Source organism: Arthrobacter sp. SLBN-100 (genome assembly GCF_006715305.1).
Classification (GTDB): Bacteria; Actinomycetota; Actinomycetes; order Actinomycetales; family Micrococcaceae; genus Arthrobacter.
Map to the genome: position 1 here is coordinate 2,806,801 of NZ_VFMY01000001.1, position 26,463 is coordinate 2,833,263.

26 protein-coding genes are annotated in these 26,463 nt (G+C 65.4%); 10 read left to right on the plus strand and 16 right to left on the minus strand.

All coding sequences use genetic code 11. The features are described from left to right. Nucleotides 1-24: 24 nt before the first annotated feature. From FBY31_RS12990 to FBY31_RS13000, 3 genes are all read right to left on the minus strand, one after another. Nucleotides 25-1,143, minus strand: coding sequence for a histidinol-phosphate transaminase (locus tag FBY31_RS12990; protein ID WP_142041519.1), 1,119 nt, complete (start codon nucleotides 1,141-1,143; stop codon nucleotides 25-27). A 147-nt stretch (nucleotides 1,144-1,290) separates the two neighbouring features. After that, entirely contained in the window at nucleotides 1,291-3,189 is a 1,899-nt protein-coding gene (locus FBY31_RS12995; protein WP_142041522.1) for a pectinesterase family protein, read from the minus strand. After that, nucleotides 3,189-4,559 (minus strand): pectate lyase family protein, encoded by a 1,371-nt coding sequence (locus FBY31_RS13000; protein WP_142041525.1) that lies wholly within the window; start codon nucleotides 4,557-4,559, stop codon nucleotides 3,189-3,191. The genes FBY31_RS12995 and FBY31_RS13000 overlap by 1 nt, the downstream gene beginning before the upstream one ends. Before the next feature lie 260 nt (nucleotides 4,560-4,819). On the opposite strand from FBY31_RS13000, the gene FBY31_RS13005 reads away from it, so the two are divergent. Then, complete coding sequence (locus FBY31_RS13005) at nucleotides 4,820-5,242, plus strand: phage holin family protein (protein ID WP_142041528.1); 423 nt, start codon at nucleotides 4,820-4,822, stop codon at nucleotides 5,240-5,242. Between the two features lie 24 nt (nucleotides 5,243-5,266). Here FBY31_RS13005 and FBY31_RS13010 read toward each other — a convergent pair whose 3' ends face one another. Together FBY31_RS13010 and FBY31_RS13015 are read right to left on the minus strand one after the other, a co-directional pair. Continuing rightward, the gene (locus FBY31_RS13010) at nucleotides 5,267-6,634 is read right to left on the minus strand and encodes a hypothetical protein (RefSeq protein ID WP_142041531.1); all 1,368 of its coding nucleotides are present in this window, start codon (nucleotides 6,632-6,634) and stop codon (nucleotides 5,267-5,269) included. Further along, complete coding sequence (locus tag FBY31_RS13015; protein WP_142041534.1) at nucleotides 6,634-6,936, minus strand: hypothetical protein; 303 nt, start codon at nucleotides 6,934-6,936, stop codon at nucleotides 6,634-6,636. Before FBY31_RS13015 ends, FBY31_RS13010 begins: the two co-directional genes overlap by 1 nt. A gap of 162 nt (nucleotides 6,937-7,098) precedes the next feature. Here FBY31_RS13015 and purB point away from each other — a divergent pair, with 162 nt between their 5' ends. Both purB and FBY31_RS13025 read left to right on the plus strand, forming a co-directional pair. After that, nucleotides 7,099-8,541 carry an adenylosuccinate lyase gene (gene purB, locus FBY31_RS13020; RefSeq protein WP_142041537.1) on the plus strand — a complete coding sequence of 481 codons (1,443 nt, stop codon included), beginning with the start codon at nucleotides 7,099-7,101 and terminating at the stop codon, nucleotides 8,539-8,541. Between the two features lie 125 nt (nucleotides 8,542-8,666). Then, entirely contained in the window at nucleotides 8,667-9,341 is a 675-nt protein-coding gene (locus FBY31_RS13025) for a histidine phosphatase family protein (protein WP_142041540.1), read from the plus strand. Here the strand turns inward: FBY31_RS13025 and FBY31_RS13030 are convergent. The 3 genes from FBY31_RS13030 to FBY31_RS13040 are packed head-to-tail and all read right to left on the minus strand — an operon-like array spanning nucleotide 9,338 to nucleotide 11,133. After that, nucleotides 9,338-10,264 (minus strand): serine/threonine-protein kinase, encoded by a 927-nt coding sequence (locus FBY31_RS13030; RefSeq protein WP_142041545.1) that lies wholly within the window; start codon nucleotides 10,262-10,264, stop codon nucleotides 9,338-9,340. The genes FBY31_RS13025 and FBY31_RS13030 overlap by 4 nt on opposite strands. Then, nucleotides 10,261-10,587, minus strand: coding sequence for a hypothetical protein (locus FBY31_RS13035; protein WP_142041548.1), 327 nt, complete (start codon nucleotides 10,585-10,587; stop codon nucleotides 10,261-10,263). Before FBY31_RS13035 ends, FBY31_RS13030 begins: the two co-directional genes overlap by 4 nt. A 30-nt stretch (nucleotides 10,588-10,617) precedes the next feature. Further along, a complete protein-coding gene (locus FBY31_RS13040) occupies nucleotides 10,618-11,133 on the minus strand; it encodes a MarR family winged helix-turn-helix transcriptional regulator (RefSeq protein WP_142041552.1) in 516 nt (171 codons plus the stop codon). 143 nt (nucleotides 11,134-11,276) lie between these two features. Between FBY31_RS13040 and FBY31_RS13045 the strand changes: the two genes are divergently transcribed. The 5 genes from FBY31_RS13045 to FBY31_RS13065 all read left to right on the plus strand — a co-directional run bounded on the left by FBY31_RS13045 (nucleotide 11,277) and on the right by FBY31_RS13065 (nucleotide 16,497). Further along, complete coding sequence (locus FBY31_RS13045; RefSeq protein ID WP_142041555.1) at nucleotides 11,277-11,780, plus strand: GNAT family N-acetyltransferase; 504 nt, start codon at nucleotides 11,277-11,279, stop codon at nucleotides 11,778-11,780. Between the two features lie 63 nt (nucleotides 11,781-11,843). Further along, nucleotides 11,844-12,278, plus strand: coding sequence for an acyl-CoA thioesterase (locus FBY31_RS13050; RefSeq protein ID WP_142041558.1), 435 nt, complete (start codon nucleotides 11,844-11,846; stop codon nucleotides 12,276-12,278). A 204-nt stretch (nucleotides 12,279-12,482) separates the two neighbouring features. Continuing rightward, complete coding sequence (locus tag FBY31_RS13055; RefSeq protein WP_142041560.1) at nucleotides 12,483-13,559, plus strand: extracellular solute-binding protein; 1,077 nt, start codon at nucleotides 12,483-12,485, stop codon at nucleotides 13,557-13,559. A gap of 56 nt (nucleotides 13,560-13,615) precedes the next feature. Beyond that, nucleotides 13,616-14,683, plus strand: a complete 1,068-nt coding sequence (locus tag FBY31_RS13060) for an ABC transporter ATP-binding protein (RefSeq protein WP_142041563.1) — start codon at nucleotides 13,616-13,618, stop codon at nucleotides 14,681-14,683. Then, on the plus strand, nucleotides 14,680-16,497 hold the full coding sequence (locus tag FBY31_RS13065; RefSeq protein ID WP_142041566.1) for an ABC transporter permease: 1,818 nt from the start codon (nucleotides 14,680-14,682) through the stop codon (nucleotides 16,495-16,497). Before FBY31_RS13060 ends, FBY31_RS13065 begins: the two co-directional genes overlap by 4 nt. Here FBY31_RS13065 and FBY31_RS13070 read toward each other — a convergent pair whose 3' ends face one another. Beyond that, the gene (locus FBY31_RS13070) at nucleotides 16,498-17,553 is read right to left on the minus strand and encodes an FAD-dependent monooxygenase (RefSeq protein WP_142041569.1); all 1,056 of its coding nucleotides are present in this window, start codon (nucleotides 17,551-17,553) and stop codon (nucleotides 16,498-16,500) included. 54 nt (nucleotides 17,554-17,607) lie between these two features. On the opposite strand from FBY31_RS13070, the gene FBY31_RS13075 reads away from it, so the two are divergent. Then, nucleotides 17,608-18,147 carry a TetR/AcrR family transcriptional regulator gene (locus FBY31_RS13075; RefSeq protein ID WP_142041572.1) on the plus strand — a complete coding sequence of 180 codons (540 nt, stop codon included), beginning with the start codon at nucleotides 17,608-17,610 and terminating at the stop codon, nucleotides 18,145-18,147. 76 nt (nucleotides 18,148-18,223) lie between these two features. Here the strand turns inward: FBY31_RS13075 and FBY31_RS13080 are convergent, their stop codons facing one another. The 3 genes from FBY31_RS13080 to FBY31_RS13090 all read right to left on the minus strand — a co-directional run bounded on the left by FBY31_RS13080 (nucleotide 18,224) and on the right by FBY31_RS13090 (nucleotide 21,427). Beyond that, complete coding sequence (locus FBY31_RS13080; protein ID WP_142041575.1) at nucleotides 18,224-19,423, minus strand: 4-hydroxybenzoate 3-monooxygenase; 1,200 nt, start codon at nucleotides 19,421-19,423, stop codon at nucleotides 18,224-18,226. Nucleotides 19,424-19,543: 120 nt separating this feature from the next. Next, on the minus strand, nucleotides 19,544-20,287 hold the full coding sequence (locus FBY31_RS13085; RefSeq protein ID WP_142041578.1) for an IclR family transcriptional regulator: 744 nt from the start codon (nucleotides 20,285-20,287) through the stop codon (nucleotides 19,544-19,546). 36 nt (nucleotides 20,288-20,323) lie between these two features. Further along, the gene (locus FBY31_RS13090) at nucleotides 20,324-21,427 is read right to left on the minus strand and encodes an FUSC family protein (protein WP_142045357.1); all 1,104 of its coding nucleotides are present in this window, start codon (nucleotides 21,425-21,427) and stop codon (nucleotides 20,324-20,326) included. A 161-nt stretch (nucleotides 21,428-21,588) separates the two neighbouring features. On the opposite strand from FBY31_RS13090, the gene FBY31_RS13095 reads away from it, so the two are divergent. After that, nucleotides 21,589-22,434, plus strand: a complete 846-nt coding sequence (locus tag FBY31_RS13095) for an ACT domain-containing protein (RefSeq protein ID WP_142041581.1) — start codon at nucleotides 21,589-21,591, stop codon at nucleotides 22,432-22,434. Nucleotides 22,435-22,482: 48 nt separating this feature from the next. Here FBY31_RS13095 and FBY31_RS13100 read toward each other — a convergent pair whose 3' ends face one another. The 4 genes from FBY31_RS13100 to FBY31_RS13115 all read right to left on the minus strand — a co-directional run bounded on the left by FBY31_RS13100 (nucleotide 22,483) and on the right by FBY31_RS13115 (nucleotide 26,362). Next, nucleotides 22,483-23,403 (minus strand): diacylglycerol/lipid kinase family protein, encoded by a 921-nt coding sequence (locus tag FBY31_RS13100; RefSeq protein ID WP_142041584.1) that lies wholly within the window; start codon nucleotides 23,401-23,403, stop codon nucleotides 22,483-22,485. Between the two features lie 84 nt (nucleotides 23,404-23,487). Next, the gene (locus FBY31_RS13105; protein ID WP_142041586.1) at nucleotides 23,488-24,861 is read right to left on the minus strand and encodes an NAD(P)(+) transhydrogenase (Re/Si-specific) subunit beta; all 1,374 of its coding nucleotides are present in this window, start codon (nucleotides 24,859-24,861) and stop codon (nucleotides 23,488-23,490) included. After that, nucleotides 24,858-25,193, minus strand: coding sequence for an NAD(P) transhydrogenase subunit alpha (locus FBY31_RS13110; protein WP_142041588.1), 336 nt, complete (start codon nucleotides 25,191-25,193; stop codon nucleotides 24,858-24,860). Before FBY31_RS13110 ends, FBY31_RS13105 begins: the two co-directional genes overlap by 4 nt. After that, on the minus strand, nucleotides 25,193-26,362 hold the full coding sequence (locus FBY31_RS13115) for a Re/Si-specific NAD(P)(+) transhydrogenase subunit alpha (protein ID WP_142041591.1): 1,170 nt from the start codon (nucleotides 26,360-26,362) through the stop codon (nucleotides 25,193-25,195). Before FBY31_RS13115 ends, FBY31_RS13110 begins: the two co-directional genes overlap by 1 nt. Nucleotides 26,363-26,463 lie beyond the last annotated feature (101 nt).

A 26,463-nucleotide genomic window follows, 5' to 3' on the forward strand; every position in this document is an offset into this window, starting at 1 on the left:
AAGCGCGAAGCTACTTGTGAAGTGCTAGGAACCGCGCGGGGCCTTTGTATACTTCGCACACAACGCCAGGAGCCGGCTGTTGGCCTCTTCCTCGCCGATGCTCACCCTCACGCCTTCGCCGGCAAATGCCCTGACTGATAACGCCTGCGTGCCTGCCAGTTCGGCAAAGTCTGCGCTGTCGGCACCAAAGTCGAGCCAGACGAAGTTGCCCTGCGCGTCCGGGACAGCCCAGCCCAGGCTGCGCAACCCTGCCGCGACGCGGTCCCGCTCATCCACAAGCCTTTGTACCCTTTCTACAACCTGGGGGTAATTCTGGAGGGAAACAATTGCTGCCGTTTCTGCAATCTGCGACACGGCAAAGGGTGTGGCCGCGACGCGCAGGTGTTGGGTCAGCTGCGGACTGGAGACGCTGTAGCCAACGCGCAAGCCGGCCAGCCCGTGTGCCTTGGAGAAGGTGCGCAGCACCACCACATTGGAGTATTTGCGGTAGAGGCTGAGACCATCAACCGCCCCGGCCCCGCGAACGAACTCCTGGTACGCCTCGTCGATGACCACCACCACGTCGGCCGGGACAGCGCGGATAAAGGCCTCCGTCTCAACCGCACCCAGGGCAGGGCCGGTGGGATTGTTCGGCGTGCAGAGGAGGATTACTTTGGTTCGGGCGGTGACTGCCGCCGCCATTGCCTTCAGGTCGTGGCGGCCCTCGCTGGTGAGCGGGATGGGAACACCTTCTGCACCCGAGAGGCCTACGCTGATGGGGTACGCCTCAAAGGAGCGCCAGGCGTAAACCACCTCATCCGGCTTGCCGTCTTCATTCCGCCCCGCGAACGCGGCCAACAGTTGGTTCAAGGCCCCCAGGCTGCCGGCGCCCGTGACAATATCCTCGGCGGGAACATTGAGGAACCCGGCGAGCTCTGCGCGCAGCCGGCTGCTCAAGGGGTCAGGGTAGCGGTTGAAGTCCGTTTGCTTCGCGATGGCCTCGACAACGGCGGGAATCGGAGGCAGGGGATTTTCGTTCGAAGACAGCTTGTAGCTGGCCAGTCCGTCCACGGCCACTGGAGGTTTGCCGGCGGCGTAGCGGGGCAGCCTTGCCACCACAGGACGCGGCTGGATACCCCCGGCAAGGGTGTTTGATGAGGTCATGGAGACCAGCCTACTTCTCCCGATGCGGGAGGGAAGGCGGGATTGGCCACGGTTAGCCCGGATTAGGGCGGCCGGAGTCGCCCGCTGGTTGCAGGGTCCTCCGGCCACCCGTTTCTTCTGTGCGTGCGGCTCTTCTGCGGGTGCGGCCTAACTTACCTGCCGCAACGTCTGGCGGTCCACCCAGGCGCTGTCCGCCCGGGTTCCTGACAGCTGGGGAGCCCAGCCGTCTGTTCCTCGCAGATAGGCCTCCAGCGTGAAGTCCCCGGCCAGCTGAGGTTCAAGCTGCGGCCTGTCCGGAGATATGCGTGACCCCGGGCCGTAGTTATTGAACTCATGGAAGCGTGCTTCCCGCCAGGAGAAGCCGCTCATATCCGTCCACGGTGTGCCGGAGATGTGGGCACCCAACCAGGAATCCCGGACGAGGACCTGGGCGATTGCGTCCACATCGCCGCTGGGGTGCCAGGGCCGGCCCAGGTGAACCGATCCCGCCGCAGCATCGGACACAAACCGGCAGCCGGTAAAAAGGTATCCATGCTTGATCTTGACGTTCTGGCTGCCGGCGGACACATAGCCGTTGTTGTTTTCGGAACCCCGGTCCAGTGAACGGATCTCGCAGCCGGAAAAGACGGCGGTTCCCCGGCCAAAGATGAAGTCCACGTCGCCTTCCACATAACAGTCGCTGAAGAAGAACCGTGCCGGTACGCCGCGGGCGGGCGAGTCGACCAGGAGGGTGTCCTGGTTGCCCAGGCAGCGGACATTGCGGAGGACGGCGCGGTCCCCTGCCAGGAACAGTGCCACCGCCTGGCGGTTCGCCATGTCCTGGTTGGCGGCTTCGTCGAAGTCGTTGCTGAAGGTGAGATTGGCAGCCGTAAAGTCAGCGCCGTCGATCCGGACGCTTGCGCTTCCGCCGGCGCCGAAGGATCCGCTGCCATCCGGTTTGCGAGTACCGGAGGCGTTGTTGTAGACCAGCACAACGTCTTCGGCTTTCTCGCCCAGCCCGATAAGGGAAATTCTGGGCTTATCCGCAGGGACCCTGATCGCCTCGCGATAGGTGCCGGGCTGGATCCGGATGAGAGTGCGGCTGCTGCTTCCCGTGGCCACCGAGTCAACGGCTGCCTGGACCGTGCGGAAGGCCATGCCACGGCCCACCTCAAGCACCAAAGGTTTGTCCACCGGGCGTTCGCTGGGCCAGTAGATCCCGGCGAGGGGATCCAATGCGGCGTCCACGTGCTGAAAATATCCCGGTGGGATTGTCTCTTTTGCCTGTAGTTCGGAGGCAACCAACCTTGCCACGGCGAGGGCACCCTCTGCCTGGAAGTGCGTGTTGTCGGCGACCCCGTCCGGATACTGCGGATATTGGTTTGGTGCCGTATACAGGAAGTGCGTTTTGGTTCCCTCGGCGCCAAGCTCCTGCCACAGGGCCTTCGAGGAGGCAGTGAGGTCCACTAACGGGGTGCCGGTGGCGGCGGCAAGCTCCCGCACGGCCTGCGGGTATGCGCCGTGCGAGTCCTGGGCAATGCCTAGGGGACTGAACCTGCGGCGTTCCACCGGCGTGACCAGGACGGCTTGGGCCCCGCGTTCCGCAGCACCGTCAAGGTATTTCTGCAGGTACTCCTTGAAGGTGGTCTGAGGATCGGTGCCCCTCGCCGGATCCGTTGTCTTTTCGTCGTTGTGCCCGAAGGAGATGAGCAGGTAGTCCCCTGGCTGCAGCAGGTCCAGCACCTCGCCCAGGAGGCCGGCGTCGGCGAAACTCTTGGACGAGGCTCCGGACCAGGCGTAGTCGAAGACGTCGGCCTGCGGTCCCAACAGCAACGGGAGGGCCTGTCCCCACCCGGCGCGGGGGCGTTCGGAGTGCTGGTAGGCGGAGGAGGTGGAATCGCCGACGACGAAAATCATCGGCCTGGTGCGGCGCTGACTTGGGTTGACTGTCCGGACGGCGGCTTGCGAGCGCCCGGCGCCGGGCCCTGCGAGTCCTGCGGCCGCGGTGACGGCTCCTGCTGCTACGGCTGCCAGAAGGGATCGGCGGCTGGGCTGGAAACAGTGCATCAGTGCGCCTCCCCCGCGGTGAACACGGGTCCGACCGCGTCCGCCAGGAGGGCGGGAACAGCTTGGGCAGCATCCACATGGGTCCGCAGAACAGGTGCCCAGGTGTCGTCGGCGCCCAGTTGCTTGTCAGCCGGGGCAGCAGCGTTGTAGGCGGCGCGAAGATCGACGATCTTGCCGTTGACGGCGTTTCCGCTGGTGGTGATGACTTTCCCCTTGAAATAGCCAATCAGGGATCCAATGGGAATGTCAGCGGGGAGCGTGAAGGCATTCGCCTCCGCGCGGAGGTGGGACTCTACGCCTGCTCCCAACGTGTAGCCGTAGGGGATGGCGGACGTTGAGCTCGTGGTGAAGTGGTTGTTGTAGACGTCCACTTGGCCGTAACGGACCCGCGGTGCCCTCTGGCCCACGTTCTGGAAGACGTTGTGGTGAATGGTGACACGGAGCTTGCCTGCGTCGCCGCGGTTGGTGGAATCCGTGGACCCGATGAGCAGGAGCTTGTCGTGTTCCGAGAACCGGTTGTAGGACATGGTTACGAGGTCTGAGCCGTTAGTGACATCCACTGCTCCGTCATGGACCTGATAGGGCCTGCCGAAATAGCTGGGCTGCGTGTTGTCGAGATTTGGCGCATCAGTGAAGTGCGAGTGGTCCACCCAGACATGCTTGGAGCCGTTGATGATCTGCAGCAGATCGTACTCACTGTTCCAGTTGCCTGTGGCTCCGTCCGTGGGGTCCCAGGAAGGAAAGCAGTCGGCAGCGTCAGCCACTGTGAGGTTCCGGAAGATGACGTTTTCGGCCCCGTTGATCCTCAGGGCGGCACCTGTGATGCCGCTCTCCGGTCCGGCTCCCACGATGGTGGTGTTGCTGGGGATCTCCCACCGGATGGTCGCGGCCTGCCTGGAAGCGGCGAGGCGGCGGGCGCTCTCCTGAGGGCCTGCCGGCACCTTCGTTGTTCCGTACCGGGCCGGGTCGAAGTCGTAAAGGTATTGGGAAAGGGAGAACCCGGTGCCGGCGGCGTAGTCCTCGCAACTGATGGGCGAGCCGTCAGTGTTGGTGTTGGCAGCAATGCCGCCGTGAACCCTGATGATTTTTGGCTCAGTCCCGGAGGCGAGCGCCGCCAGGAGTTCTGTCCGGGTGGAGACGTCGTAGATCCGCTCATCCGTGGCGGCTGAGCCACCCGTGGTGCCAGCTTCCAGGGAAGCCCAGCCGTCGTTCTGGGCAAGAACCTGCCGCTCAAGCGGCTGACGGGCGGTCTGGGCTGCGGGGTCTGCTGGGGACGCAGGAGACGCGAATGATTGGGCGGGCGATGCGAGCAGCGATATGGCCAATGCTGCTGCGGCGGACACTGGCGCTAAGGACATCTTCTTGCGCATGATCTCTCTTCCTCCATTGGAATGAACCACGCTTCGGCGCCAACGAGAGTGGAAGGCGCACGAGAAAGCGATTTCTCAACTATCGGAAAACGCTTTCTTCCTGTCAAGGGTTAAGTTGATTTTTGACAATGCCTTTTGCCGGCCGTCACAGCGGCGGCCAGGCCAGGGCCTCTTTAGGGGCAAGCTGGCGGGGGACATCGGCAGTCGGCCCTTTTCTTTTTTTGCGCCAACCTTCAGGGCGGTGTGAAACCATGGGGCCTATGCGACTGATTGCCCGGGTTCTGATCAATGGCCTCGCCCTCTGGGTGGCGAGCTGGATACTTCCGGGACTGGAGATCTCCAGCTCCGCCACCACGGATGCAGTGGCCAAGACCGGCGTGACACAGGGGACGGACACCATCGGGATTGTCCTCGCTTATTTGTTCATTGGCGTCATCTTCGGCTTGGTGAACGCTTTGGTCCGTCCTCTGGTGAGCCTCCTCGCGCTGCCCCTCACCATCCTGACGCTCGGCCTGTTCACCATCGTTATTAACGCTGGGATGCTCTACCTGACCTCCTGGATCAGCAGCTATACCCCGGTGCACTTCACTGTTGATTCCTTCTTTTGGACTGCCGTTTTTGCCGCGATCATCATCACCTTGGTCTCACTCGTGGCCGGCAGGATTACCGGTACGCGACGGTAGCTGAACGGGCGTCAGTGTTGGCCACTACCGCCCGCCATACCCGCGCTCCTGCCTGCGGTTGTCCGCGGCATGGAGATCCGATGCGGGAGCCTTAGTCCGGGACAGGGAGAACCGTGTGGCGGTCGCCGTTCCGCCCGCTCCCAGTGCCGCGCCAAGTGCCGCCGTGGACGCCACCAGCGAGGGATCAGTGCTGGCCGACACCAGCCGGGCGCCGTCCTGGTAGCTGTTAAGGGTGTGCCCGGGCCCCAGGGCCCCCTCCCCTTCCAACGCCCTCGGTTTTTGGGTCAAGCCAACCGTCACGCGCTCCTTCGTGTCCGGGTTTGGCGCCCCGTCCGTTCCCGGCACCCAGTCTTCGCGATGTTCCAGGTGCAGGGACTGCACGCCAGCTGCGGGATTGATACCGGCGACAGGGGATCCTGCTGTCAGCACGTAGCGGAGGTCGTAGTCGTGGAGGAAGCGGGGATCGGCAGCCAGGTTCATCGCATGGATGCCGCCCTGGCTGTAGCCCACGGCCACCACGGGAGCTCCGTACTCAGCGCCCGCCGCCTTAAGTGCCTGGAGCGCTGCAACGCTCATATCCTCGGAGCTGTACACCATCGCCTCCAGTATTCCGACCTCATCGAACGGGTTTTTCCCGCCCGCGCCGATGCCGGCAGACTGTGTGCCGGGAACGACCACCACATACGTCTTTTCCCCGCCGTTAGTGACCTCAATGACTTCAATAAACCCGGCACCACGGGCGTCTATTTGGCGGATGCGCTCCAAGAGGCCCGCCGGGGAAGTATCCAGATCGACCTGAACGGACTCCTCCTGGCGTACGGTCAGTGGGCGGCCAACAGCCCCATCCCGTTCAAGGGCATCCCAACCCAAGGGGTCCCTCCCAACCCTTCGCTTCACATCAGCGGCCTGAAGCCCCAGGACGCCAACGATGGTTTCTGCCGTCTTGTCGTCAGCTGCGCGATTGGCAGCGAAATTGGCGAGGGAGTTGTAAATATCTCCAGGGCTGACGATGCCCAAATACCTCGCTGTTCCGGCAAGCCACTCCGCCGTTTCGTACTCCTGCTTACAAGCGCGGACCTGGCTGCTGATGCGCTGCAGCTCGGCCCGCACTCTTTGGATGCTCCGCCCGGACTCACCTACCGCGTTAATGGCCAGGCTGCCGGACCACCGCGGCAGGTCCTGGAAAGGAACAAGGCCCTCCCAGATCCGGCGGATTTCAACCTCGAGTTCCGAGAGCTCGCCCGCCAGGTCATCAAGCTTTTCGGCCCCGCCCGTCAGCTCCTCCAGCTGGAAACTGATGCCGCCCACGCCTCCGCGGATCATGAGGAATCCGTCGTCGGGAGGGCCGGATAAGTGGATGGAGCCGCTGCCCGAAGGCGTTGCCTCGGCCATCAGCGCGGGCCCGGATAAGTGCAGCCCGCGGTTAAGGTCTTCTGGCTGTGGCGCTCCACCGCAGCCCTTGCCTCAACCAACGCTTCAAGGGCACGGCGCAGTGCTGCCGACTGAAGCAGAACCGCATCCCGGTACGCGCGGCCGGCCGGCGACTCCCACTGCAGCAACTGGATATCCCTGAAGCTGTTCAAAACCTCTTCACCGCGGCCAACGCAGGCCCCCACCCGTTCGGCCAACTGCGTCACCTGAGAGACGCGCAGCATTTCCTGTTGCAGGTCTGCCCCTGCCAGTTGGCTGCCCATTACCCGACCTCCCTCTCCACCCGGACTCTTAGCGGCGCGGCCCCGCAGATCTGCCTGGGATGAACGCTACGGAGGACAACGCGCGGACCCAACCATCGCCGTCGGCTATGTGGACAAGTAACCGGCTAAAGCCGCCGCGGGAGTTCATGAAAGAATCAGCACATGCCTGAAACCGCCGCCACAGCTGATACCCGTACGCCCTCAGGACGCCTGGCCCTCGCCGCGTCCCCGGAAAAAATCGCGCTTGGCCCGCTGGACGGCCGCTACCAGTCCGCCGTCGCGCCGCTCGTTGACTACTTGTCCGAGGCAGCACTCAACCGCGACCGCGTGGCCGTCGAAGTTGAATGGCTCATCCACCTGACCAGCAACAATGTCCTTCCCGGCGCCGGGCCACTGACGGCCCCGCAGCAGGAACAGCTCCGCGCCGTCGTCACGGAATTCGACGCCGCCTCCGTGTCCGAGCTCGCCGAAATCGAGGCCGTCACTGTTCACGACGTGAAAGCCGTGGAGTACTACATCGGCCGCCGCCTCCCCGCCATCGGCATCGAAAACCTGACGGCCATGGTGCACTTCGGCTGCACCTCGGAGGACATCAACAACCTCTCCTACGCGCTGGGCATCAAGGGCGCTGTGGAGGACGTGTGGCTCCCGGCCGCGCGCGCATTGGTGGCCCAGATCACCAAGATGGCGCAGGACAACCGCGACGTCCCCATGCTGTCCCGCACCCACGGCCAGCCCGCCACGCCCACCACCCTCGGCAAGGAACTGGCAGTCATCGCGCACCGCCTGACCCGCCAGCTGGACCGGATTGCCAGGACGGAATACCTGGGCAAGATCAACGGCGCGACCGGCACCTACGCAGCCCATGTTGCGTCCGTTCCCGGCGCAGACTGGCAACAGGTGGCCAAGTCCTTCGTGGAAGCCCTGGGGCTGGCCTGGAACCCGCTGACCACCCAGATCGAGAGCCACGACTGGCAGGCAGAACTGTACGCCGACGTGGCGCGTTTCAACCGGATCCTCCACAACGTCTGCACGGACATCTGGAGCTACATCTCCATCGGCTACTTCGCGCAGATCCCGGTGGCCGGCGCCACGGGCTCGTCGACCATGCCGCACAAGGTCAACCCCATCCGGTTCGAAAACGCAGAGGCGAACCTGGAGATCTCCAACGGCCTGCTGGACACTTTGGGCGCAACGCTGGTGACTTCCCGCTGGCAGCGCGACCTCACCGACTCCTCCAGCCAGCGCAACATTGGGGTGGCGTTTGGCCACTCACTGCTGGCCATTTCCAACGTCGCCAAGGGCCTGGAACGCCTGGACGTGGCGGAGGACGTACTGGCCGGGGACCTCGACACCAACTGGGAAGTCCTGGGCGAAGCGATCCAAATGGTCATGCGTGCCGAGGCGATTGCCGGCGTCGAGGGCATGGAAAACCCCTATGAGCGGCTCAAGGACCTCACCCGGGGCCAGCGGGTTGATGCTGCCCGCATGCAGGAGTTCGTGCAGAGCCTTGGCCTTTCGGCCGACGCCGAAGCGCGCCTGCTAGCCCTGACGCCGGGCAAGTACACGGGCATCGCCGACCAGCTGGTGGACCACCTGAAGTAGTCCGGCCGCAGGAGGCAGGAAAGGTACGACGGCGGCGCCGGGCTTCGAGGGGCCCGGCGCCTTCTGCTGTGCGGCCTTCCGGTGGGGCTGGCCGGGCGGCCACTAACAAGTGCGAAACTGGAGGCATGAAACTGCTCCTCATCCGCCACGGAGAGACCCCCGGTAACGTGCTTGGCCAACTGGACACGGCCCACCCCGGCCCCGGCCTGACGGAGCTGGGCGAACGCCAGGCGGAGGCCCTGGCCCGCTCGCTGGCGGCTGAGCGGATCGATGTCCTTTATGCGTCCACCTTGGTCAGGACCCAGATCACCGCCGCGCCGCTGGGCCGGCTGCACAGCCTGGACGTCGAGGTGCTGGACGGCCTGCACGAGATCGAGGCAGGCTCGCTGGAAAAGCTGACCGACCACGAGTCCCACAAGCGGTACATGGGGACAGTGATTTCCTGGGCGGCAGGGGACCTCGGCCGGCGGATGCCGGCCGGCCCCGACGGGCACGACTTCTTCGGGCGGTTTGACGCAGCGATCAACAGGGTTCTGGAGCGGGTGTCAGGCCAGGAAGCCACGGCCGCGGTGGTCAGCCACGGTGCGGCCATCCGCACCTGGGCCGGGCGCCGGGCGGAGGGCGCAGACCACGAGTTCGCGGCGAAGCATGTTCTGGCCAACACTGGAATCGTTGCAGTGGAGGGCGATCCGGACAACGGCTGGAAGCTCCTGCATTGGGACGGCAGCCCGGTGGGCGGCCTGGCATTGGCTGATCCCACGGCGGAGGATCCCACCGGGAAGAACGTGAATGAGCCCTAAGCCAGCTGCCTGATCCGGCGGGACGGGAATACGGCCATTTTCCTGCAAGAGCCACTGGCCTTCGCGGCAGATGCGGGAGGCGAGAGCCGGGCCGCCATGATGGCGGCCTCAGCCGCCGTCGGCCGCTCGTTGCTGTCCATTGCCGTCAGTGCCCGGAGCAGGTTGCACCATTCCGGGCCAAGGGAGTCTGGAATGGCGGGGCTTCGGAGGGTCCTGGCCACCAGCGATTCGATGGCGGTGCCGGGAAAAGCTCTGGATCCGGTGAGCAGTTCCAGCAGCACGAGCCCCATGGCGTAGACGTCCCAAGTGGCCTGCGCCGGTCCGCCCCCGGCCTGTTCAGGGCTCATGTAGTGGACTGTTCCCGATGAGATGCCGGGCTCGGGAGGAGAGCCGGCCGCAGTCACGATGCCGAAGTCGATGATCCGCACGGGGCTCCTCCGCAGGCCGCTCAGCATGAGGTTGGCAGGCTTGATATCGCGATGCACCAGGCCCTGCCCGTGCAGGTGGGCCAGGGCTCCCAAAAGGCCGCAGGCCCAGCCGGCAACGTCACCGGCGAACGGTGGGCGGGTGTGGGCAGCTTCGGCGAGGCTCGTCCCGAGCGCCAGTTCTTCGACCAGGAAAGGACGTCCGGCAAGCGGAGTCCCGGCGGGCATAACGCCCTTGGCGATGAATTTGATGATGGACGGATGGTCCAACGACGCCAGGACGGAGGCTTCGTTGCTGGTCCGGTCGAAGTGCTTTTTGGAGTAGCCCACAGCCACCTTGACGGCTACATCCGGACCGCCCTCACGATCAGCAGCGCGGAAAACTTCAGCCAGCGAACCGCGGCCCAGCCGTTCTTTGAGTTCGTAGCGCCCGGCCGCCTGGTCCCGGGACAGGATCCCGGCCGGTTCCTGGACAACTGTTGCGGTGTGGGCGCTCATGCAGACAGGGCGGGGGCGGGGGCTGCGCCCAAACCGGCGTCGAGCTGAAAGCCGCAGCGGCAGCGCCATACCGGCGGCAGCAGGACAGGATCACGATCGTCCGGCCCGAAGCTGTAGCCTACGGCCGCCGGCCCCACCGCCGGGGTTACAAGCTCCATGGCAGTGCCGCAATGGACTGCGGTGAGGCCGTCCGGCTCCGGATCCGGCCCGAAGCCGTTCAGCGATGTTCGTCCTGCGAGGACATCAGGGGAACCAAGCTCAGTAAAAGTAACCAACGCACTCACGACTCCAATGAAGATGTTCAGGAAACCAGTCGTAAGCATACATATTACTAGCCTGTCTAGCTAGCTAGGCTAGTTACTTTCTTTGGTGCCCTCGTCAAGATGCTCCAGCGCTTCAGCCATGCGCTGCAGGAATTCAACCACCACCCGCGCCTCATCAGCACTGAGCCCTTCCGCCACGGCCATCATCCGCCGGTGCATTGCACCGAGAGTTACACGGACCTCTTTGTCCGACTCCACCGTGGGAACCACCACCACCGACCGCCGGTCCGTACGGTGCGCCTCGCGCCGGACATGCCCGCTGGCCACAAGCCGATCAATGAGCGAAGTGGTGGAAGCGCTGGTGATGCCCAGGAACTGGCTCAGGTCCTTGGGCGCCACGGTCCTGCCGGAGGCCTGGGCGCGCAGCAGGTAGCGCAACGCGAGGATGTCCGTCTCACCCATGCCCATGGAGTCCCGGGTGGACCTTCGAACGGCAGTTTCCGCCGCCCGGTAGTCACGCAGCGATTTCAGCACCGCCGCACTGTAGTCCAGTTGCCCGTCCGGGCCGTACCAGTAGCCGGAGCCTTCATTACCTGTGGAACGCATAGAAATATCCTAGACCAGCTGATTACTAGCCAGCCGAGCGAGTTGGGCCAAGCGTTATCCAGGCGCTTACGCGGAAGAAACACCAGCGTAACCGGCGGCTTTTAGCCTTGTTTGGCATACCCCTTCGGCGAATCGAGGCAGAAATGCAGACCAACCCGCGACTGAACATCCGGCAGGTCGCCTGGTCCAACCCGGTGGGCGCCGACCTCCGCCGTGCCCAGCAGGCCGAACTTGACGCCCGCTTTGGCACCCCGGATCACGAACCCGGCCCGCCGCCGTCGGGCGCTGACTGCGCGGTGTTCCTCGTGGCGTACGACAAAGGCTCGGGCCAGCCGGTGGGCTGCGGCGGGCTGCGGCTCCTTGATGCCGGTACAGCGGAAATCAAGCGCCTGTACGTTCTGCCTTACACGCGCGGATCAGGAGTCGCCAGCTCCATCCTCGCCGCGCTGGAAGCTGAAGCCTTCAAGCAGGGGATCACGCGCATCAAAGCCGAAGCCGGGTCCGCCCAGCCCGACGGCCGGAACTTTTACGAAACCTCCGGCTTTGAATCCGTTCCCAACTTTGGCCCCTACGTGGGCGTTGAATACTCCTACTGCTACGCCAAGAGCATCCACGCCCGCAGCGCCGCGCACACAGCCATGGCGTGACAACAGCCCGGTGCCAGCCCGTCACACTCGGTGCCACCCGGGCTCCTCGGCTAACCTCGGCCTATGGAATCAGCAGACATTACCTTCCGCACCCGAAAGTGGGTCCGGCCCGAGGACCTCAATGCGAACGGTACGCTTTTTGGCGGCAGCCTGCTGAAGTGGATCGATGAGGAAGCAGCCATCTACGCCATCCTCCAGCTCGGCAACGGGCGTGCGGTCACGAAGTACATTTCCGAAATCAACTTTGTCAGCTCCGCCGTGCAGGGCGACCTGATCGAAATGGGGCTGACCGCCACACGGTTCGGCCGCACTTCCCTGACCATGCGTGCCGAGGTCCGCAATATGATCACGCGGCAGAGCATCCTGACCATCGAGGAGATCGTCTTCGTCAACCTCAATGCGTCCGGCAAGCCCGAGCCGCACGGCTACACGGAAATCACCTACGAGCGGGACAGGATCCCCACGCACCACCTGACGGACACGCTCCAGCAGGACTGAAGCAGGACGAAACGCACGACGGCAGCGCGCAGCAGAGAGTTAACGCCAGGTTTACGCAGGCGGTGCCAGGCGTTCCGTCAACTGGATCAGAGTGGGCAGCCCGGCTGTTTATCGAATCGATAGCAATAACGCCGGACTTTCGCCATGTCCGGCTATAGGCTGGCCGGACATGCTCCGATTCCAGTCCAGAAATGAGTCCTGATCGTGCGTAAATTCCATACTTTGGTTGCCGCCGCCGTCGCCGTCACCCTTCTCGCCGGTTGCGGCGGAGGCGCAGCCTCGCCTGCAGCCTCGGGCGATTCTTCATCGGCTCCTGCCGGAGGGTCCGGCGAAACTCTGGTTATCTATACCAATTCCAACGGCGAAGGCCGCGGCGATTGGGTGACTGCAAAGGCAGCGGAGGCCGGGTTCAAGATCGAGATCGTGGGTGCCGGCGGCGCCGACGCCACCAACAAGCTGATCGCCGAGAAGAACAATCCGATTGCAGACATCGCTTTCGGCCTGAACAACATGTACTTCTCCCAGATCAAAGCTGAGGACGCCCTTGAACCATACGAGCCTGCGTGGGCCGGAGACGTTGATAAGGAACTGGGGGACGGTGAAACGTACTGGCCCCTGGTCAAGCAGGCAATCCTCCTTGGCTACAACTCCGACAAAATCTCCAAAGATGCCGCACCGCAGGACTGGACCGACCTCTGGACGAAGGACGGGTTCAAAGCCCGCTACGAGCGCGTGACCGGCCTGGGGACTGCCACAGCGCAGCTGGTGTTCGCCGGCATCCTCAGCCGCTACCGTGACGACTCCGGGGATCTGGGCATCTCGGATGAAGGCTGGAAGCAGGTGGAGCAGTACTTCCAGAATGGCAGCCCGGCCGTTGCCAAGACTGACCTCTTTGCCCGCATCGCCTCCGGTGAAGTGGACATGGGCCAGATGCCGTCATCGATCATTGCCGAGCGCGAAAAGTCATTCAATGTGAACGTTGAGACCGTGATTCCGTCCGTCGGCGTCCCGCTTGCCGTGGAGCAGATAGCGCTCGTGAAGGGCACCAAAAAGAAAGAACAGGCACAGAAGTTTATCGACTGGTTCGGCAGCGCCGATGTCCAGGGCCAGTTTGCCCAGCAGTTCAACTCCATGCCGGTGAATAAGGCGGCCGAGGCGAAAGCCAACCCGGACGTGGTGGCTTTCTTCGCAGACCTCAAGCAGCAGGACATCGACTGGGAATTCGTGCAGGAGAACATGGGCGCCTGGGTGGAGAAGATCGAACTCGAGTACATGACGTAACCGGTTTTCCTGCCATCCGGCCCTTTCACCAGCCCGTTCCACCAGACAGGTTAGCCATGATCCGCTTGGACAACATCGAAGTTTCCTTTGGCGATTTCACCGCCATCCCGCACCTGGACCTGCACGTCCGGCCCGGCGAGTTCTTCACTCTGCTGGGTCCGTCAGGCTGCGGGAAGACGACGGCGTTGCGCACCTTGGCGGGTTTCATCCAGCCGTCCAAAGGCACAGTCCGCGTGGACGGCAAGGATGTCACCCGGCTTCCAAGCGACAAGAGGCAGGTGGGCATGGTGTTCCAGAACTACGCCCTCTTCCCGAGCATGAGCGTGTGGGAAAACATTGCCTTCGGGTTGCGGGTGCGGAAGGAGAAACCCGGGGACAGCGATCGGATGGTCCGGGACATTGCGCGGCGGGTGGAGCTCAGCGAGGAGCAGCTGGCCAAGAATGTCGCTGAACTGTCCGGAGGCCAGCAGCAGCGTGTGGCCGTGGCGCGTGCATTGGTATTGCGGCCCAAGATCCTGCTGCTGGATGAACCCCTCTCCAACCTGGACGCGAAGCTCCGGCACCAGTTGCGGCAGCAACTGAAGGACCTGCAAAGCCAGTTCGGCATCACCACTGTCTACGTCACGCATGACCAGGACGAGGCGCTGGCGATGAGCGACCGGGTGGCTGTTTTCAACAAGGGCGTGGTGGAGCAAGTGGGAACTCCACAGGAAATCTACGACCACTCCGCCACCGAGTTCGTCTGCAACTTTATCGGGGACAGCTCAGCGCTCACGCCGGAGTTCGTCGCGGAGTTGAACCGGCTCTCGGGAGCCAGCCTCAGCACGGACGCCAGCTCCTACCTGCGGGTGGAAAAGGCGTCACTGAACCCGGCGGCGGACGGGGGAACCGCCGTCGGACTTCCCGGGACGGTGGTATCCCGTACCTACCACGGCCTGCACAGCCGTTATGTGGTGCGCAGCCACGGCGCGGACCTTCGCCTTCTCGTCCGGGAGGACGGTGGCCCGCAACCGGAGCCGGGAAGCGCTGCCACTGTGTATCTCGAGCCCGCCCACGTGCTGCAGTACCATCCCACGACGGGTGCCGCCCAGCAGCGGGAGGACCAGGCGGTACCCCTGCCATGAGCGGGTCCACAGCCCGAAGCATGGTCCGCTCGCCCTTCGTACTCATCGTCGGCGCTGTCCTGACGTGGTTCATCGCCGCGTTCCTGGTGTGGCCCAACGTCAACATCCTGATGGCGACGTTCTTTCCGGATGGCAGCTTCTCCGGACGTGCCGCCGAGAAGCTGTTCTCCTCGCAAAGGGCCATGAAGGCCCTGGGGAACAGTTTCCTGCTCGCAGTGGCCTTGTCCATCACCGTGAACCTGGTGGGAATTTTCATCGTCCTGGTGACGCATTATTTCCGGATCCGGGGCTCGCGGATCCTTTTCCTGGGCTATGCCTCCACCTTCATCTATGGCGGGATCGTGCTGGCCGCCGGATACAAGTTCATCTACGGCGACAAAGGCATCGTCACGTCCCTGCTGGTGAAGGTGTTCCCGGGCCTGGACCCGGGCTGGTTCTCGGGTTTCTTCGCAGTTCTGGTAGTGATGACCTTTGCCACCACCACCAACCACATGCTGTTTGTGGCCAACGCCTTGAAAGGCATCGACTACCAGACAGTCGAGGCGGCCCGGAACCTCGGCGCGTCCACCTGGACCATCCTCCGGCGGATAGTGCTGCCCATGCTCAAGCCCACACTGTTCGCTGTCACCATCCTGTCCTTCCTTACCGGCCTGGGCGCCCTGAGCGCCCCGCAGGTGCTGGGCGGCCGGGACTTCCAGACCATCACGCCGATGATCCTGACCTTCACGAACAGTCCCACCTCACGCGACCTGGCAGCCCTGCTGGCGGTCATCCTGGGCGTGGCCACCATCCTGATGCTCGCGGTGATGTCCCGGCTCGAAAAGGGCGGCACCTACTTTTCCGTGTCAAAGGTTTCTTCAGCCCTGGAGAAGCAGGACATCACCAATCCGGCAGCCAACGTGGTTGTCCACACCCTGGCGTACCTGCTCTTTGCTGTGTACACCTTGCCGGTGGTGCTGATCGTGCTGTATTCGTTTGCCGACGGCGCCGCCATCCAGACCGGGCAGCTTTCGGCGGACAGCCTGACGCTGGACAACTACGTGCGGGTCCTGACCCAACAGTCGGGGATTCGGCCGTTCATTGTCAGCGTGGTGTACAGCACACTGGCCGCCCTGATCGCCGTCGGCGGACTGTTGTTCGTGGCGCGGCTGCTGCAAAAGTACAAAAACTGGGTGGCGTCCCTTTTCGAATACCTGCTGCACATCCCCTGGATCCTGCCCTCGGCGCTGCTGGCCTTGGGCCTGATCATCAGTTACGACCACCCGAATCCGCTGGTGGGTGGGGCTGTACTCACCGGAACCACCGTGATCCTGCTGATCGCCTTTGTCACCGTAAAGATCCCGTTCACGCTCCGCATGCTCAAGGCTTCGTTCGCCTCGGTGAACTCGTCGCTCGAGGAGGCGGCGGCAATTATGGGCGCCAAAACCCTGTACGTGTTCCGGCGGATCCTCCTGCCGCTGGTGCTGCCCGCAGCCGCAGCCATCGCCGCCCTGAACTTCAACAGCCTGCTGGACGATTACGACACCGCCATCTTCCTGGCCCACCCGCTGGTCCAGCCCCTCGGCCTGGTCATCAAGGCCAACACCGACGGGGCCGAGGGCGTGGAAGGGGTGGCCAACACTTTCGTCTACACCGTGCTCCTGATGGTCATCACCGGAGTCACCATGTATCTGGTCTACGGCCGGTCGCGCCGGAAGGGGACCGCCAAGAAACGGCTTCCTGCCGTGGCTCCCGCGGCAGTTACCGGCCCCGTACTTCCCGGCGGCCTACTCTCCGACGACGACATGGAGAAGCCCGCGGCTCCTGTCCGATGATCACCCTGCGGAACCACTGCCGACGCCGGCACGCGCCGGCCGCCGTCTGGCCAGGTTGAGCAGACGGTCACGGAGGGGCTGCCCGCCTTCTGCCAGGGAGACGCGCGCGAGCGCCGAGGATGCCAGGCTCAGCGCACGGGTCCGCAGGCGGCGCCGCTGGTCGTAGGCATGAAGTGCCTGCTCCTCAGGCAGCGTGTTGAGGAGGTCAGCCAGCGTTACCGCGTCCACCAACGATTCGCAGGCGCCACGTCCGAGGGTGGGGGCCATGGCGTGCGCAGCGTCACCGATGAGCACAGTCCGGCCACGGACGAAGGACTTGAGAGGGGGAGCTGTCCAGATCCGCTGCACCAGGCAGGCTTCGGGCGTAGCGGCCGCCAGCACTTCGCGTATAACCGGCGCGTGCCCCGCGTAGCGCTTCCGGGCCTGCTCCAGGGCTGCAGCTGCGTCGATTTCATGGGGGCCAAGCCCGGACCGGTAGCTGGCGTACCAGAACATGCCGCCCCGCGAGGCGGCGACGCCGAACAGGTCACCGCGGCCCCAGTACTCGCCCACGACCCCCGGGCTGACGCGGGAGGGGAGGGTCCCGCGCAGGGCAAGGTAGGGCGTGAGTTTGGCGGCGGTGTGCATACCCCAGACCTCACGGCGGACCAGGCTGTGCACTCCATCTGCCCCTACCACCAGGCCGCCATGGGCTGGAAGCGCCTGAACATGGCTCGTGACCCGGTGGACAGATGCCGGGACGGCTGAGTCAAGCAACCGCAGCAGGTCAATGCGCGAAATCGCGAACATGCCACCCGCGTTGACGGTGACCCAAGGCTCGCCTGCGGCGTTACGGATGGAGCCGCTGCCAATAACCGGGCTGACGGCCCGCGCCTCGTCCAGCACTCCAACCCGGGCCAGGGCGCGCTGGGCGTTCGGCCACATCCCCAGAGCATTACCCACGGTAGGCAACTCCGGCCGCTTCTCGTAAACAGTCACCTCGAAACGACCCGGGTCCAGGCAGGAAGCCAGCGCCAGGCCGGCAATGCCGCCGCCAACAATCGAGATTGTTTCCATGGGGCGATTCTACTACTTTTGTAGTGGCTAAGAAGCGGTCATTACACTGGGCCCATGCCTGACCGCCGCACAGAACTGATGGATGCCGCCTTGGCCGTTCTGGCGGCCAGGGGCATGAAGGGCCTGACCCACCGGGCCGTTGACGCGGCGGCCCACCTGCCCGAAGGCACCACGTCGAACTACTACCGGAACCGCGCGGCCCTCGTCGAAGCGGTACTGGACCGTCTGCTGGAACTCGACGCCGCGCTCCTGCAGGACCAGGGCCCGGCAGGTCCGCCGCAGAACATTGAGGAGCTGGCAGGCCAACTGGCCGCCCTGGTGCTGGCGCTGGCCGGACAGTACGAGGGCCTATCCCGCGCCCGACTGGCCCTCTCGCTGGACAGGCCCGAGTCAGTGACGGCCGGGCACTTCCGGCTGGTGGGCGGACTGGAACAGGCCCTCGCCGCGTTGGGCATAGCTGATGCGCCCGCCCGTGCGCGGGACGTGGCGGACTACGGCGACGGCGTGCTGCTCCACCTGCTCACAGTCAGGCGGGACGAGCAGCCTGACGCTGCGGCCATTGCCGCAGCAGTCCGGCGGCTGCTGGCGCCCTGAGGCGCCTTTCGCCCCGCCTACGACGGCGACCTGCCGCCATAGCCGGCGTCAGCCCGTCGTCGTCATTCCAGGAGACTTACCCCCGGGAAGCGCCGCCCGGCCACCCGGTGTAGGCCTCGGCGAGGTAGGCCATGCCGTGCCTGGAAGACACCACCGAGTGCAGCTCGCCGAGTTGCCGCGCACGCGAGAAATCGTCGGCGTCAGCCGGGGTGTGAAGCATGGTGGTCATCCAGTAGGAGAACTGCTGCGCCTTCCACACCCGCTCCAGGGCGCGGTCGCTGTAACCGTCCAGCAGCCGGTCCGAGCCGGAGTTGTAGTGGCTGTCCAGCCCTTCAAAGAGGACCTTGACGTCATGGATGGCCAGGTTCAGGCCCTTGGCGCCGGTGGGCGGCACGGTGTGTGCGGCGTCCCCGGCGAGGAACAGGTTGCCGTGGCGCATGGGGGTGTGGACGAAGCTGCGGAACGGCAGGACCATCTTCTCGATGACCGGCCCTTCCTTGAGCTCGAAGCCGTTGCCGTTGACCCGGCTGCGGAATTCGGCCCAGATCCGGTCATCATCCCACTCCGCCACGTTCTCCTTGGGATCGCACTGGAAGTACATCCGCTGGACCGTCTCGGTGCGCTGGCTGATCAGGGCGAAGCCGTTGTCCGAGTTGGCGTAGATCAGCTCATCGGAACTGCGGGGAGCCTCGGCCAGGATCCCGAACCAGGCGAAGGGGTACTCGTGGAAATACCACCTGCGGTGCTCTTCGGGGATCTGGAACCGGCAGTGGCTGCGGGAGCCGTCCGCCCCCACCAGGAAGTCCGCCTGGATCTCATACTCCACACCGTCGGCATCGGTGAAACAGACCCTGGGCTTTCCCTCGAGATCGTGGATGGAGGTGTCCGTGACGCTATAGCGGACATCGCCGCCGTCGGCCTTCCTGCGTGCGGCGAGGTCCAGGAACACGTCCGTCTGCGGGTAGAGCCACACGGACTCCCCCACCAGTTCCTTGAAGTCGACACGGTGGCTCTCGCCGTTGAACCGCAGTTCGATGCCGTCATGCCGGTCCCCGTCCCGCAGCACCCGGTCCGAAACCCCGCTGTCCACCAGCATGTTCACAGTCCCGTGCTCCAGGATGCCGGCGCGGACCGTTTCGGAGATGTCCTTGTGGCTGCGGACTTCGATGACGGTGGAGTCGATGCCCGATTTCGCCAGCAGGTGGGAGAGCATCAGTCCGGCAGGGCCTGCGCCCATGATGGCCACCTGGGTGGTGATGATATTGCGTGCTGCCATTGGACGTCTCGCTTCGTTGCGGGGCTCCGCAGGGGCGGCGCCGGGTGGGTGGGTCTGGCAATCAGTGTGCGCCATAGACAGTGATTCCCGACACGGCAATTCCGTTCAATGGGAACAGGATCAGGAATCGGAAAGACGCCGGGCGATGCCCCGGGCGGCGGTCTGCAGCGCGGGCACCAGCGCCTGCAGCCGCATCTCCTGTAAAGGAACCACGACGCCGAGCGACGCCACAGCCCGTTGTTTCCGGTTGAGGACCGGGACGGCGATCCCCCAGGTGTCCGGATCCACCACGCCCTTCAGCTGGGCGAAGCCCTGGTGGGCCGTTTCAGCCAACAGGGTGCGGACCTCGTCCCTGCTGATTTTCCCGTCGGGATCGGCGAACTGATCCAGGTACTCACCCTGGAGCGCCTTGTCCTGGTGCGCCATCAGCGCCAGCCCCGCCGACGAGATGTGGATGGGCATCCGCCCGGCCACCTGCGCGCGGTTGGCCACCGAACCCCGCCGGGACAGACGTTCCACAAAGAGCGCCTCCCAGCCATCCAGCACCGCCAGGTTCACGTTCTGGTTGAGGACGTGCTGGATGTCCTCCATAAACGGCATCGCCGCCTGCCGCAGCGCCAGGGCAGGGGACGCGCGGTTCACGAGCTCCCACAGGCGGAGCCCCGGCCGCACGCTACCCCCGGGACCGGTGTCCAGCAGTCCATGCCCGGCGAGCTGGCGGACCAGCCGGTGGGTGGTGGTCAGCGGCAACCCGGCGCGGGCTGCAAGTTCCGAAAGCTGCAGGGCGCCGACGTCCTGGGGAAATGCGGCGATCAGCCGGACAATCCTGTCCACCACCGAATCGCCCGAAGCGGAATTGGCCACCACACCCCCGTTTCCGTTGAATGGGATGCTTTCAGCCTACCCCTGCCGTGCCCGTGGTGAGTTGGGCACCTGGCCGGGACCCGCCGTCGTACGTTCCCGCAAACGGCGCCAGGCGCCCGGTGCCAGCACCACCGCTATGCCGACGACGGCCCCAATCACCGTTTCGATGATGCGGTCCCGGAGCAGGATGTTTGGCGGGGACGGCACCACCAGCAGGGTGGAAATCAGGGCAAGGGGTGTCACGAAGAGCTGGGCGAGCAGGTACTGGCGGATGATGAACATTTCGGCACCGAACTGGCACAGGGCCATGACCAGCACGGTCTGCCAGGGCTCCAGGTTCAGCAGCACAATGCCGGCCAGGATCACCAGCCCAAGAACGGTGCCGACGATCCTCTGGATGCCGCGGCGGACGCGGTGCCGGGTGGTGTGCCCCACGAGCGGGACAACGGCCGCAACCATGGCCCAGTAATTGTGACCGAAACCCAGCAGTTCTCCGGTCCAAGTGGCCAGGGATCCGGCCAGTCCGGCGGCGATGAGGTAGCCAAGGCCCTCGAGCCAGGCGGCGCGTTTCTCGTTGGGCGTGCGCCGGACAGGCGGCGGCCGTACCCAGGGGACGCGGTGGCTGGGCAGGATCCTGGCGGAGAAGCCGATCAGCAGGCAGAACGCCGTGGTGAGCACGGCAACCAGCATGGCCTGCCACAGCGGCGGCTGGTTGGGGATGGACGCGATGGCAGCGAACGCGAAGATGTGGAACAGCGAGCCCGCCGGGCGGATCCGCCACCAGGAGATGATCAATGAGCAGGCACCCGCCACGAGGGTGGTGGCGGGAACCAGGAGCCATGCCGTGCCGGCGCTGTCGAGGTTCAGGCCTGTGGCCGTCCTCGCCGCCAGCGTGGCCAGCAGGATGACCGCGAGCATCAGGAGCCCGGCCCGCAACTGGAGCGCGAACCGGGTGCCGTGAGGTTCACCGCGCCCGTAGATGCCGGTGAAGGCGCCGAAGGACGCGAAGATGGCCAGGTCCAGCCGGCCCAGGAGCACCAGCGTGAGGAGCGGAACGAAGACGCCCACGGCGCAGCGCAGCGCGGGGTGGTGGTCCTTGTTGCCGGGACCAATGCTGAACATCTCGGCGAGCAGCTTCAAGGGGCAGCGCCTTCCTGCGGAGCGGTTGGATTTCTGGCGGGCGGCCGCGCTGACGTTCCTGCTAAATCCTACGGCGCCGCCCGCCGCAGCCGGCCAAGGCGTTCCCATGAATGGAACGGTGGGGCAACACCCCTGAAACAGCCCTATCCGATGCTTGAGGCATGAAGCCTCCCGCACGGAACACTCCCGCGGCCGAATTGAGCTGCGAAGTCTGCGGCATGATGCCCGAACCTCCCAAAGCCCGGCTGACCCTGGCCAATGTGGCCGTGATGCTGCCCATCGAACTCCTGGTGCACGCCCTGGTGGTGGAGACCCACCTGCCCTACGTGGCCAAGGTGCTGGTGCTCACCCTTACCGCAACGGTGCTGGTGATCTGGGTGGCCGAACCTTCCGCGGCCCGGATCCTGCGGGGCTGGCTGCACGCGCCGGCGCTGCGCCACCGGCGGAAGCTGGGCACGGCCCCTGCTCTCTGGCGGGCCCGCACCGTCCTGCGCGACGAGCCGGGTTCCCTGCAGAAGCTCACCGGCGCACTGGCCAGGACAGGAACCAACATCCTGAGCATCCATGTGCACCCGGTTGCGGGCGGAGTGCTGGACGAGTTTGTCCTGTCCGCCCCCGGGCACCTGGGCGAACGCGAACTCCTGGATGCCCTGCGCGACGGCGGCGGCACCCGTGCCCACGTCTGGCCCACCACGGCCCTGGCTGTGGCCGACGGCCAGACCAAGGCCCTCAGCCTCGCTGCCCGGATCGCGGACGCGCCCGAGGAGCTTCCGCTCGCTGTGGCGGAGCTGCTGCGGGCAAGGATCCTCACCCCCGCCGAAGCCGCATTGGAGAAGCATGACGCCGGCACCCGGCTGAAGATCCCCACCGCATGGCACGGGCCCATCACCTTCGTCCGGCCCGGGGAGCCGTTCACACCGGCAGAATCGGCGCGGGCGCACCGGCTTGCAGAGCTCGCGGAGATCCTGGCCCACCGGTCCGCACCTTCCCAAGTAACTCGCATTTAACGTCGTCATTTCCGGGTTTGACGACGTTAGGTGCGACTCGGTTGGGGGTTACATCCGGAGGGTCAGGGCGCCCGGGTCCATGGTCATCAGGACGTGCTTGCCCTGGCCCTCGTGGTCGCCGTCGAGCTGGTAATCGTCCTTGTGCTCCAGGGTGATCTCTACGGTCCTGCCCTGGAAGTACTCCACTGCAGTGTCCTTGCCGCGGCCCTTCCCGATCATCCCTGCGACCACGGAGAGCCAGCCCAGCTTTCCGTGGTGGGGTGCCAGCACGGCCACGTCCAGCAAACCGTCATCCATTTTGGCGTCCGGGAAGATCTCCAGCCCGCCCTGCACCTTGCCGCAGTTGCCCACCATGACGCTTCGTACGCCGCGGCGAGCAGCAACCTTGCCGTCGATCACGATGGTGGCCTTCACGGGCTTGCCCGGCAGGTTCCGGATTCCGGCGTCCACGTACGCCAGCCAACCTACCTTTTGCTTAAGCTTCTCGTCCGTGTCGGCCATGATAGTGGCGTCGTACCCCACCCCGGCCATGACCAGGAAGAGCTGCTCCTGGTCCGGGTCGCTGCGGCGCGCTCGGACGACGTCGATCTTCCGCTCGGTGCCGATGAGCGCGCCGGCCATGGCACCGTCGTAGTCCGTGACGTCCATGCCGAGGTTGCGGGCCAGGAGGTTTCCGGTGCCGAGCGGAAGCAGGCCCATGGGGGTTTCGCCGCCGGAGAGAACCTCGGCCACGCACCGGACGGTTCCGTCACCGCCGGCCGCGATGACGATGTCAGCCCCCTGGGCAAGGGCGTCCTTTGCCTGGCCGACGCCCGGATCCTCTTTAGTGGTTTCGAACCAGAGCGGCTCGCCCCAGCCGTTTTCGACGCAGTGCTTGGCGACGAGTCCGCGCACGTCGATGTCCACCGGCTTGGCAGGATTGATGATGATGGCTGCGCGTTGGGGGGCAGTGGAGCTGTTGGCAGTCATGGTGTCCTCTGGTGGCGAAATGGAAAGGCTACTTCTGAAAGAAGAGTAGCCTGCCCGCCGAGGGCCATGCAGCAGGAGGGACGGCTAGAGCGTCTTTACCGCTCCGAGGACCTGGGCCAGGGAGTCCTTGGCGTCGCCGAACAGCAGGGAGGTCTGGGGTTCGTAGAGCAGGTCGTTCTCGATCCCGGCGAAGCCAGGCCGCATGGACCGCTTCAGGAACACCACCTGCCGGGCGTCTGCCACCTCCAGGATAGGCATGCCGTAGATCGGGGAACCGGAGGACGTCTTGGCCGCGGGGTTCACAACGTCGTTAGCGCCTACCACCAGCGCCACATCCGCGGTCTTGAACTGCGGGTTGATCTCGCCCATCTCCTTGAGTGATTCGTACGGGACATTGGCCTCGGCCAGGAGCACATTCATATGCCCGGGCATCCGGCCGGCGACGGGATGGATGGCAAAATCGACGTCGATTCCCCGGGCTTCCAGCGCCAGGGCAAGCTCTGCCGCGGTGTGCTGGCCCTGTGCCACCGCCAGGCCGTAGCCGGGAACAATGATGACGCGCTGCGCGTAGCCCAGGAGCACCGCCACGTCCTCGGCGCTGGAGGACCGGACGGGCCGCTCGCTCACGGCGGTGGATCCCGCCGTCGAACCTCCCCGGAAGGCGCCGAACAGGATGCCCGCAACGCCCCGGCCCATGGCGGCGGCCATGGCCCGGGTGAGGATGGTGCCCGACGCGCCCACCAGGGTGCCCGCCACCACCAGCAGCACATTGCCCAGCACCAGGCCCGAGGCGGCCACCGCCAGGCCGGTGAAGGCGTTCAGCAGTGAGATCACGATCGGGACGTCGGCGCCGCCCACGGGAAGCACCAGGAGGATCCCCGCAGCAAGGCCCAGCACCAGCAGCAGCACCGCGAGCGCGGGCGAACCGGTGAGGATGACGCCGACGCCGGCCGCCACCGCCGCGATCAGCACCGCCGCCATCACCGCCGGCAGGCCCGGGAAAAGGACCGGCCGTGTGGTCATCAGTTCCTGCAGCTTGGCAAAGGTGACGCCCGAGCCGGCGAAGGAAACTGCGCCCACCAGAAGCGTGAAGACGATGGCCAGCCGGACCCAGGGATCGTCCGCATGGCTGAGTTCAAGAAGCGCCACAAGTGCGGCCGCGCCACCGCCCACGCCGTTGAACAGCGCCACAAGCTGCGGCATCTGGGTCATTTTGACCCGGCGCGCCACTGGAGCTGCCACCGCTGATCCAACGGCAATGGCGGCGAGGATCCAGGGGACGTTCTCCAGCCGGGAGGACAGGAATACGGCAACGACGGCGATCAGGGCTCCCAGCGCGCCGATCAGGTTTCCGCGGCGGGCGGTGCGCGGCGAGCTGAGGCCGCGCAGGGCCAGGATGAAGCAGACGGCGGCGGCCAGATAGAGGAGCGAGGTCCAGACGGGGTCGAGGAGGCTCATTTGCCTTCCACCTGCCCGGTTGTCTCTTGCGTGCCTGCTTTACTGCTGCCCACTGCTTTTCGGGCGTGGAACATGTGCAGCATCCGGTCGGTCACCACAAAGCCGCCCACGAGGTTGGCGGTGGCGAGGACGACGGCGAGGAGGGCCACCGCAAGCACCCATGGGTCCACTGCCTGGCCGGCCACGATGATGGCACCCACCAGAATGATCCCGTGGATGGCGTTCGCGCCGGACATCAGGGGCGTGTGCAGGGTGCTGGAGACCTTGGAGACCACCTCGAAACCAACAAACACGGCCAGGACCGTGATGGTCAGCAGGCTCATCCCGTCCATCAGAGCACCCCTTCCCGCCGGCTGCCGGCTCGCGCGGCCAGCAGTTCATTGGTGGGCTGGTGCCGCACCGCGCCGTCGTGCGTCAGGCAGGCTCCGGCGAGCACATCGTCGTCGAAGTCCGGCGCCACAGTGCCGTCCTTGATGACCAGGGCCAGCAGGTTGGCCACGTTTTTGGCGTAGAGGCGGGAAGCGTCGGAGGCCATCGCAGAGGGTGCGTCCTTCAGGCCCACCAGGGTGATGTAGCCGGAGCCGTCCGCTGTGGGGACTGGAATGTCCTGGCCGGGTACAACGCCCTCCACGTTGCCGCCGGATTCTGCGGCGAGGTCGACGACGACCGAACCCGGCCGCATGCCCTCGACCATCTCGGTGGTGACCAGGAGCGGTGCGCGCCTGCCTGGGACGGCCGCCGTCGTAATCAGCACGTCCGCCTGCGCCACGTGCGGGGCAAGCAGCTGCCGCTGCCGGGTTCCGGCGTCGGAACTGAGCTGGCGGGCGTAGCCGCCGGCCGCCTCCGCGGTTTCGAGGTCCAGCCGGACGAAGGTGCCGCCCATGGAGGCCACCTCATCTGCGGAGGCGGGGCGGATGTCGTTCGCGAAAACCCGGGCGCCGAGCCGCTTTGCCGTGCCGATGGCCTGTAGCCCGGCCACGCCGGCACCGAGCACCAGGACCCGGGCGGGGGGAACAGTCCCGGCTGCGGTCATGTACAGGGGGAAGAAGCGGGGCAGCCGGATGGCCGCCTCCAGAACGCAGCGGTACCCGGCCACCAGTGCCTGGGAGCTGAGGGCGTCCATGGACTGGGCGCGGGAGATGCGCGGCACCAGTTCAAGGGCGAAGGACGTTATGCCGGCATCGGCGAGCGCCTCAACAGTTGGGAGTTCGGACGACGGCGAGGCGAGCCCCGCCGTGACGGCTCCCCGCTTCAGGGATCTCACAGTGTTCGGGTCCAGGGGCCGGACGTGGGCCAGGACATCCAACTGAGCCAGGTCCAGCTCCGGGACAATCTTCCCTCCGGCCTGGAGGTATGCCGTGTCCGGGTGCCCGGCGGCCGTTCCGGCGCCCGCCTCGATGAGAAGTTCCACGCCCAGCGCCACCAGTTGCTTGACCGTATCCGGGGTGGCGGCCACCCGCCGTTCACCCTCCCGGCGTTCCCTCGGTATGCCCAGTTTCACCCGCCGACTCCCCTCGCTGAACGGATGCGGCAGCGCCGTCCTGCTGGGCCCGACCTGGATCAGGGGGTCGCGGAGCGGCACTGCTGCACGTAGTTGGCTAG

Coding starts and splice junctions, on each gene's coding strand:
- FBY31_RS12990 (WP_142041519.1), bottom strand. CDS start 1,143: ATGACCTCATCAAACACCCTTGCCGGGGGTATCCAGCCGCGTCCTGTG.
- FBY31_RS12995 (WP_142041522.1), bottom strand. CDS start 3,189: ATGCACTGTTTCCAGCCCAGCCGCCGATCCCTTCTGGCAGCCGTAGCA.
- FBY31_RS13010 (WP_142041531.1), bottom strand. CDS start 6,634: ATGGCCGAGGCAACGCCTTCGGGCAGCGGCTCCATCCACTTATCCGGC.
- FBY31_RS13110 (WP_142041588.1), bottom strand. CDS start 25,193: ATGGACGGGATGAGCCTGCTGACCATCACGGTCCTGGCCGTGTTTGTT.
- FBY31_RS13080 (WP_142041575.1), bottom strand. CDS start 19,423: ATGGCAGCACGCAATATCATCACCACCCAGGTGGCCATCATGGGCGCA.
- purB (WP_142041537.1), top strand. CDS start 7,099: ATGCCTGAAACCGCCGCCACAGCTGATACCCGTACGCCCTCAGGACGC.
- FBY31_RS13040 (WP_142041552.1), bottom strand. CDS start 11,133: ATGCGTTCCACAGGTAATGAAGGCTCCGGCTACTGGTACGGCCCGGAC.
- FBY31_RS13025 (WP_142041540.1), top strand. CDS start 8,667: ATGAAACTGCTCCTCATCCGCCACGGAGAGACCCCCGGTAACGTGCTT.
- FBY31_RS13105 (WP_142041586.1), bottom strand. CDS start 24,861: ATGAGCCTCCTCGACCCCGTCTGGACCTCGCTCCTCTATCTGGCCGCC.
- FBY31_RS13000 (WP_142041525.1), bottom strand. CDS start 4,559: ATGCGCAAGAAGATGTCCTTAGCGCCAGTGTCCGCCGCAGCAGCATTG.
- FBY31_RS13045 (WP_142041555.1), top strand. CDS start 11,277: ATGCAGACCAACCCGCGACTGAACATCCGGCAGGTCGCCTGGTCCAAC.
- FBY31_RS13035 (WP_142041548.1), bottom strand. CDS start 10,587: ATGCTTACGACTGGTTTCCTGAACATCTTCATTGGAGTCGTGAGTGCG.
- FBY31_RS13030 (WP_142041545.1), bottom strand. CDS start 10,264: ATGAGCGCCCACACCGCAACAGTTGTCCAGGAACCGGCCGGGATCCTG.
- FBY31_RS13075 (WP_142041572.1), top strand. CDS start 17,608: ATGCCTGACCGCCGCACAGAACTGATGGATGCCGCCTTGGCCGTTCTG.
- FBY31_RS13005 (WP_142041528.1), top strand. CDS start 4,820: ATGCGACTGATTGCCCGGGTTCTGATCAATGGCCTCGCCCTCTGGGTG.
- FBY31_RS13100 (WP_142041584.1), bottom strand. CDS start 23,403: ATGACTGCCAACAGCTCCACTGCCCCCCAACGCGCAGCCATCATCATC.
- FBY31_RS13095 (WP_142041581.1), top strand. CDS start 21,589: ATGAAGCCTCCCGCACGGAACACTCCCGCGGCCGAATTGAGCTGCGAA.
- FBY31_RS13050 (WP_142041558.1), top strand. CDS start 11,844: ATGGAATCAGCAGACATTACCTTCCGCACCCGAAAGTGGGTCCGGCCC.
- FBY31_RS13060 (WP_142041563.1), top strand. CDS start 13,616: ATGATCCGCTTGGACAACATCGAAGTTTCCTTTGGCGATTTCACCGCC.
- FBY31_RS13070 (WP_142041569.1), bottom strand. CDS start 17,553: ATGGAAACAATCTCGATTGTTGGCGGCGGCATTGCCGGCCTGGCGCTG.
- FBY31_RS13015 (WP_142041534.1), bottom strand. CDS start 6,936: ATGGGCAGCCAACTGGCAGGGGCAGACCTGCAACAGGAAATGCTGCGC.
- FBY31_RS13065 (WP_142041566.1), top strand. CDS start 14,680: ATGAGCGGGTCCACAGCCCGAAGCATGGTCCGCTCGCCCTTCGTACTC.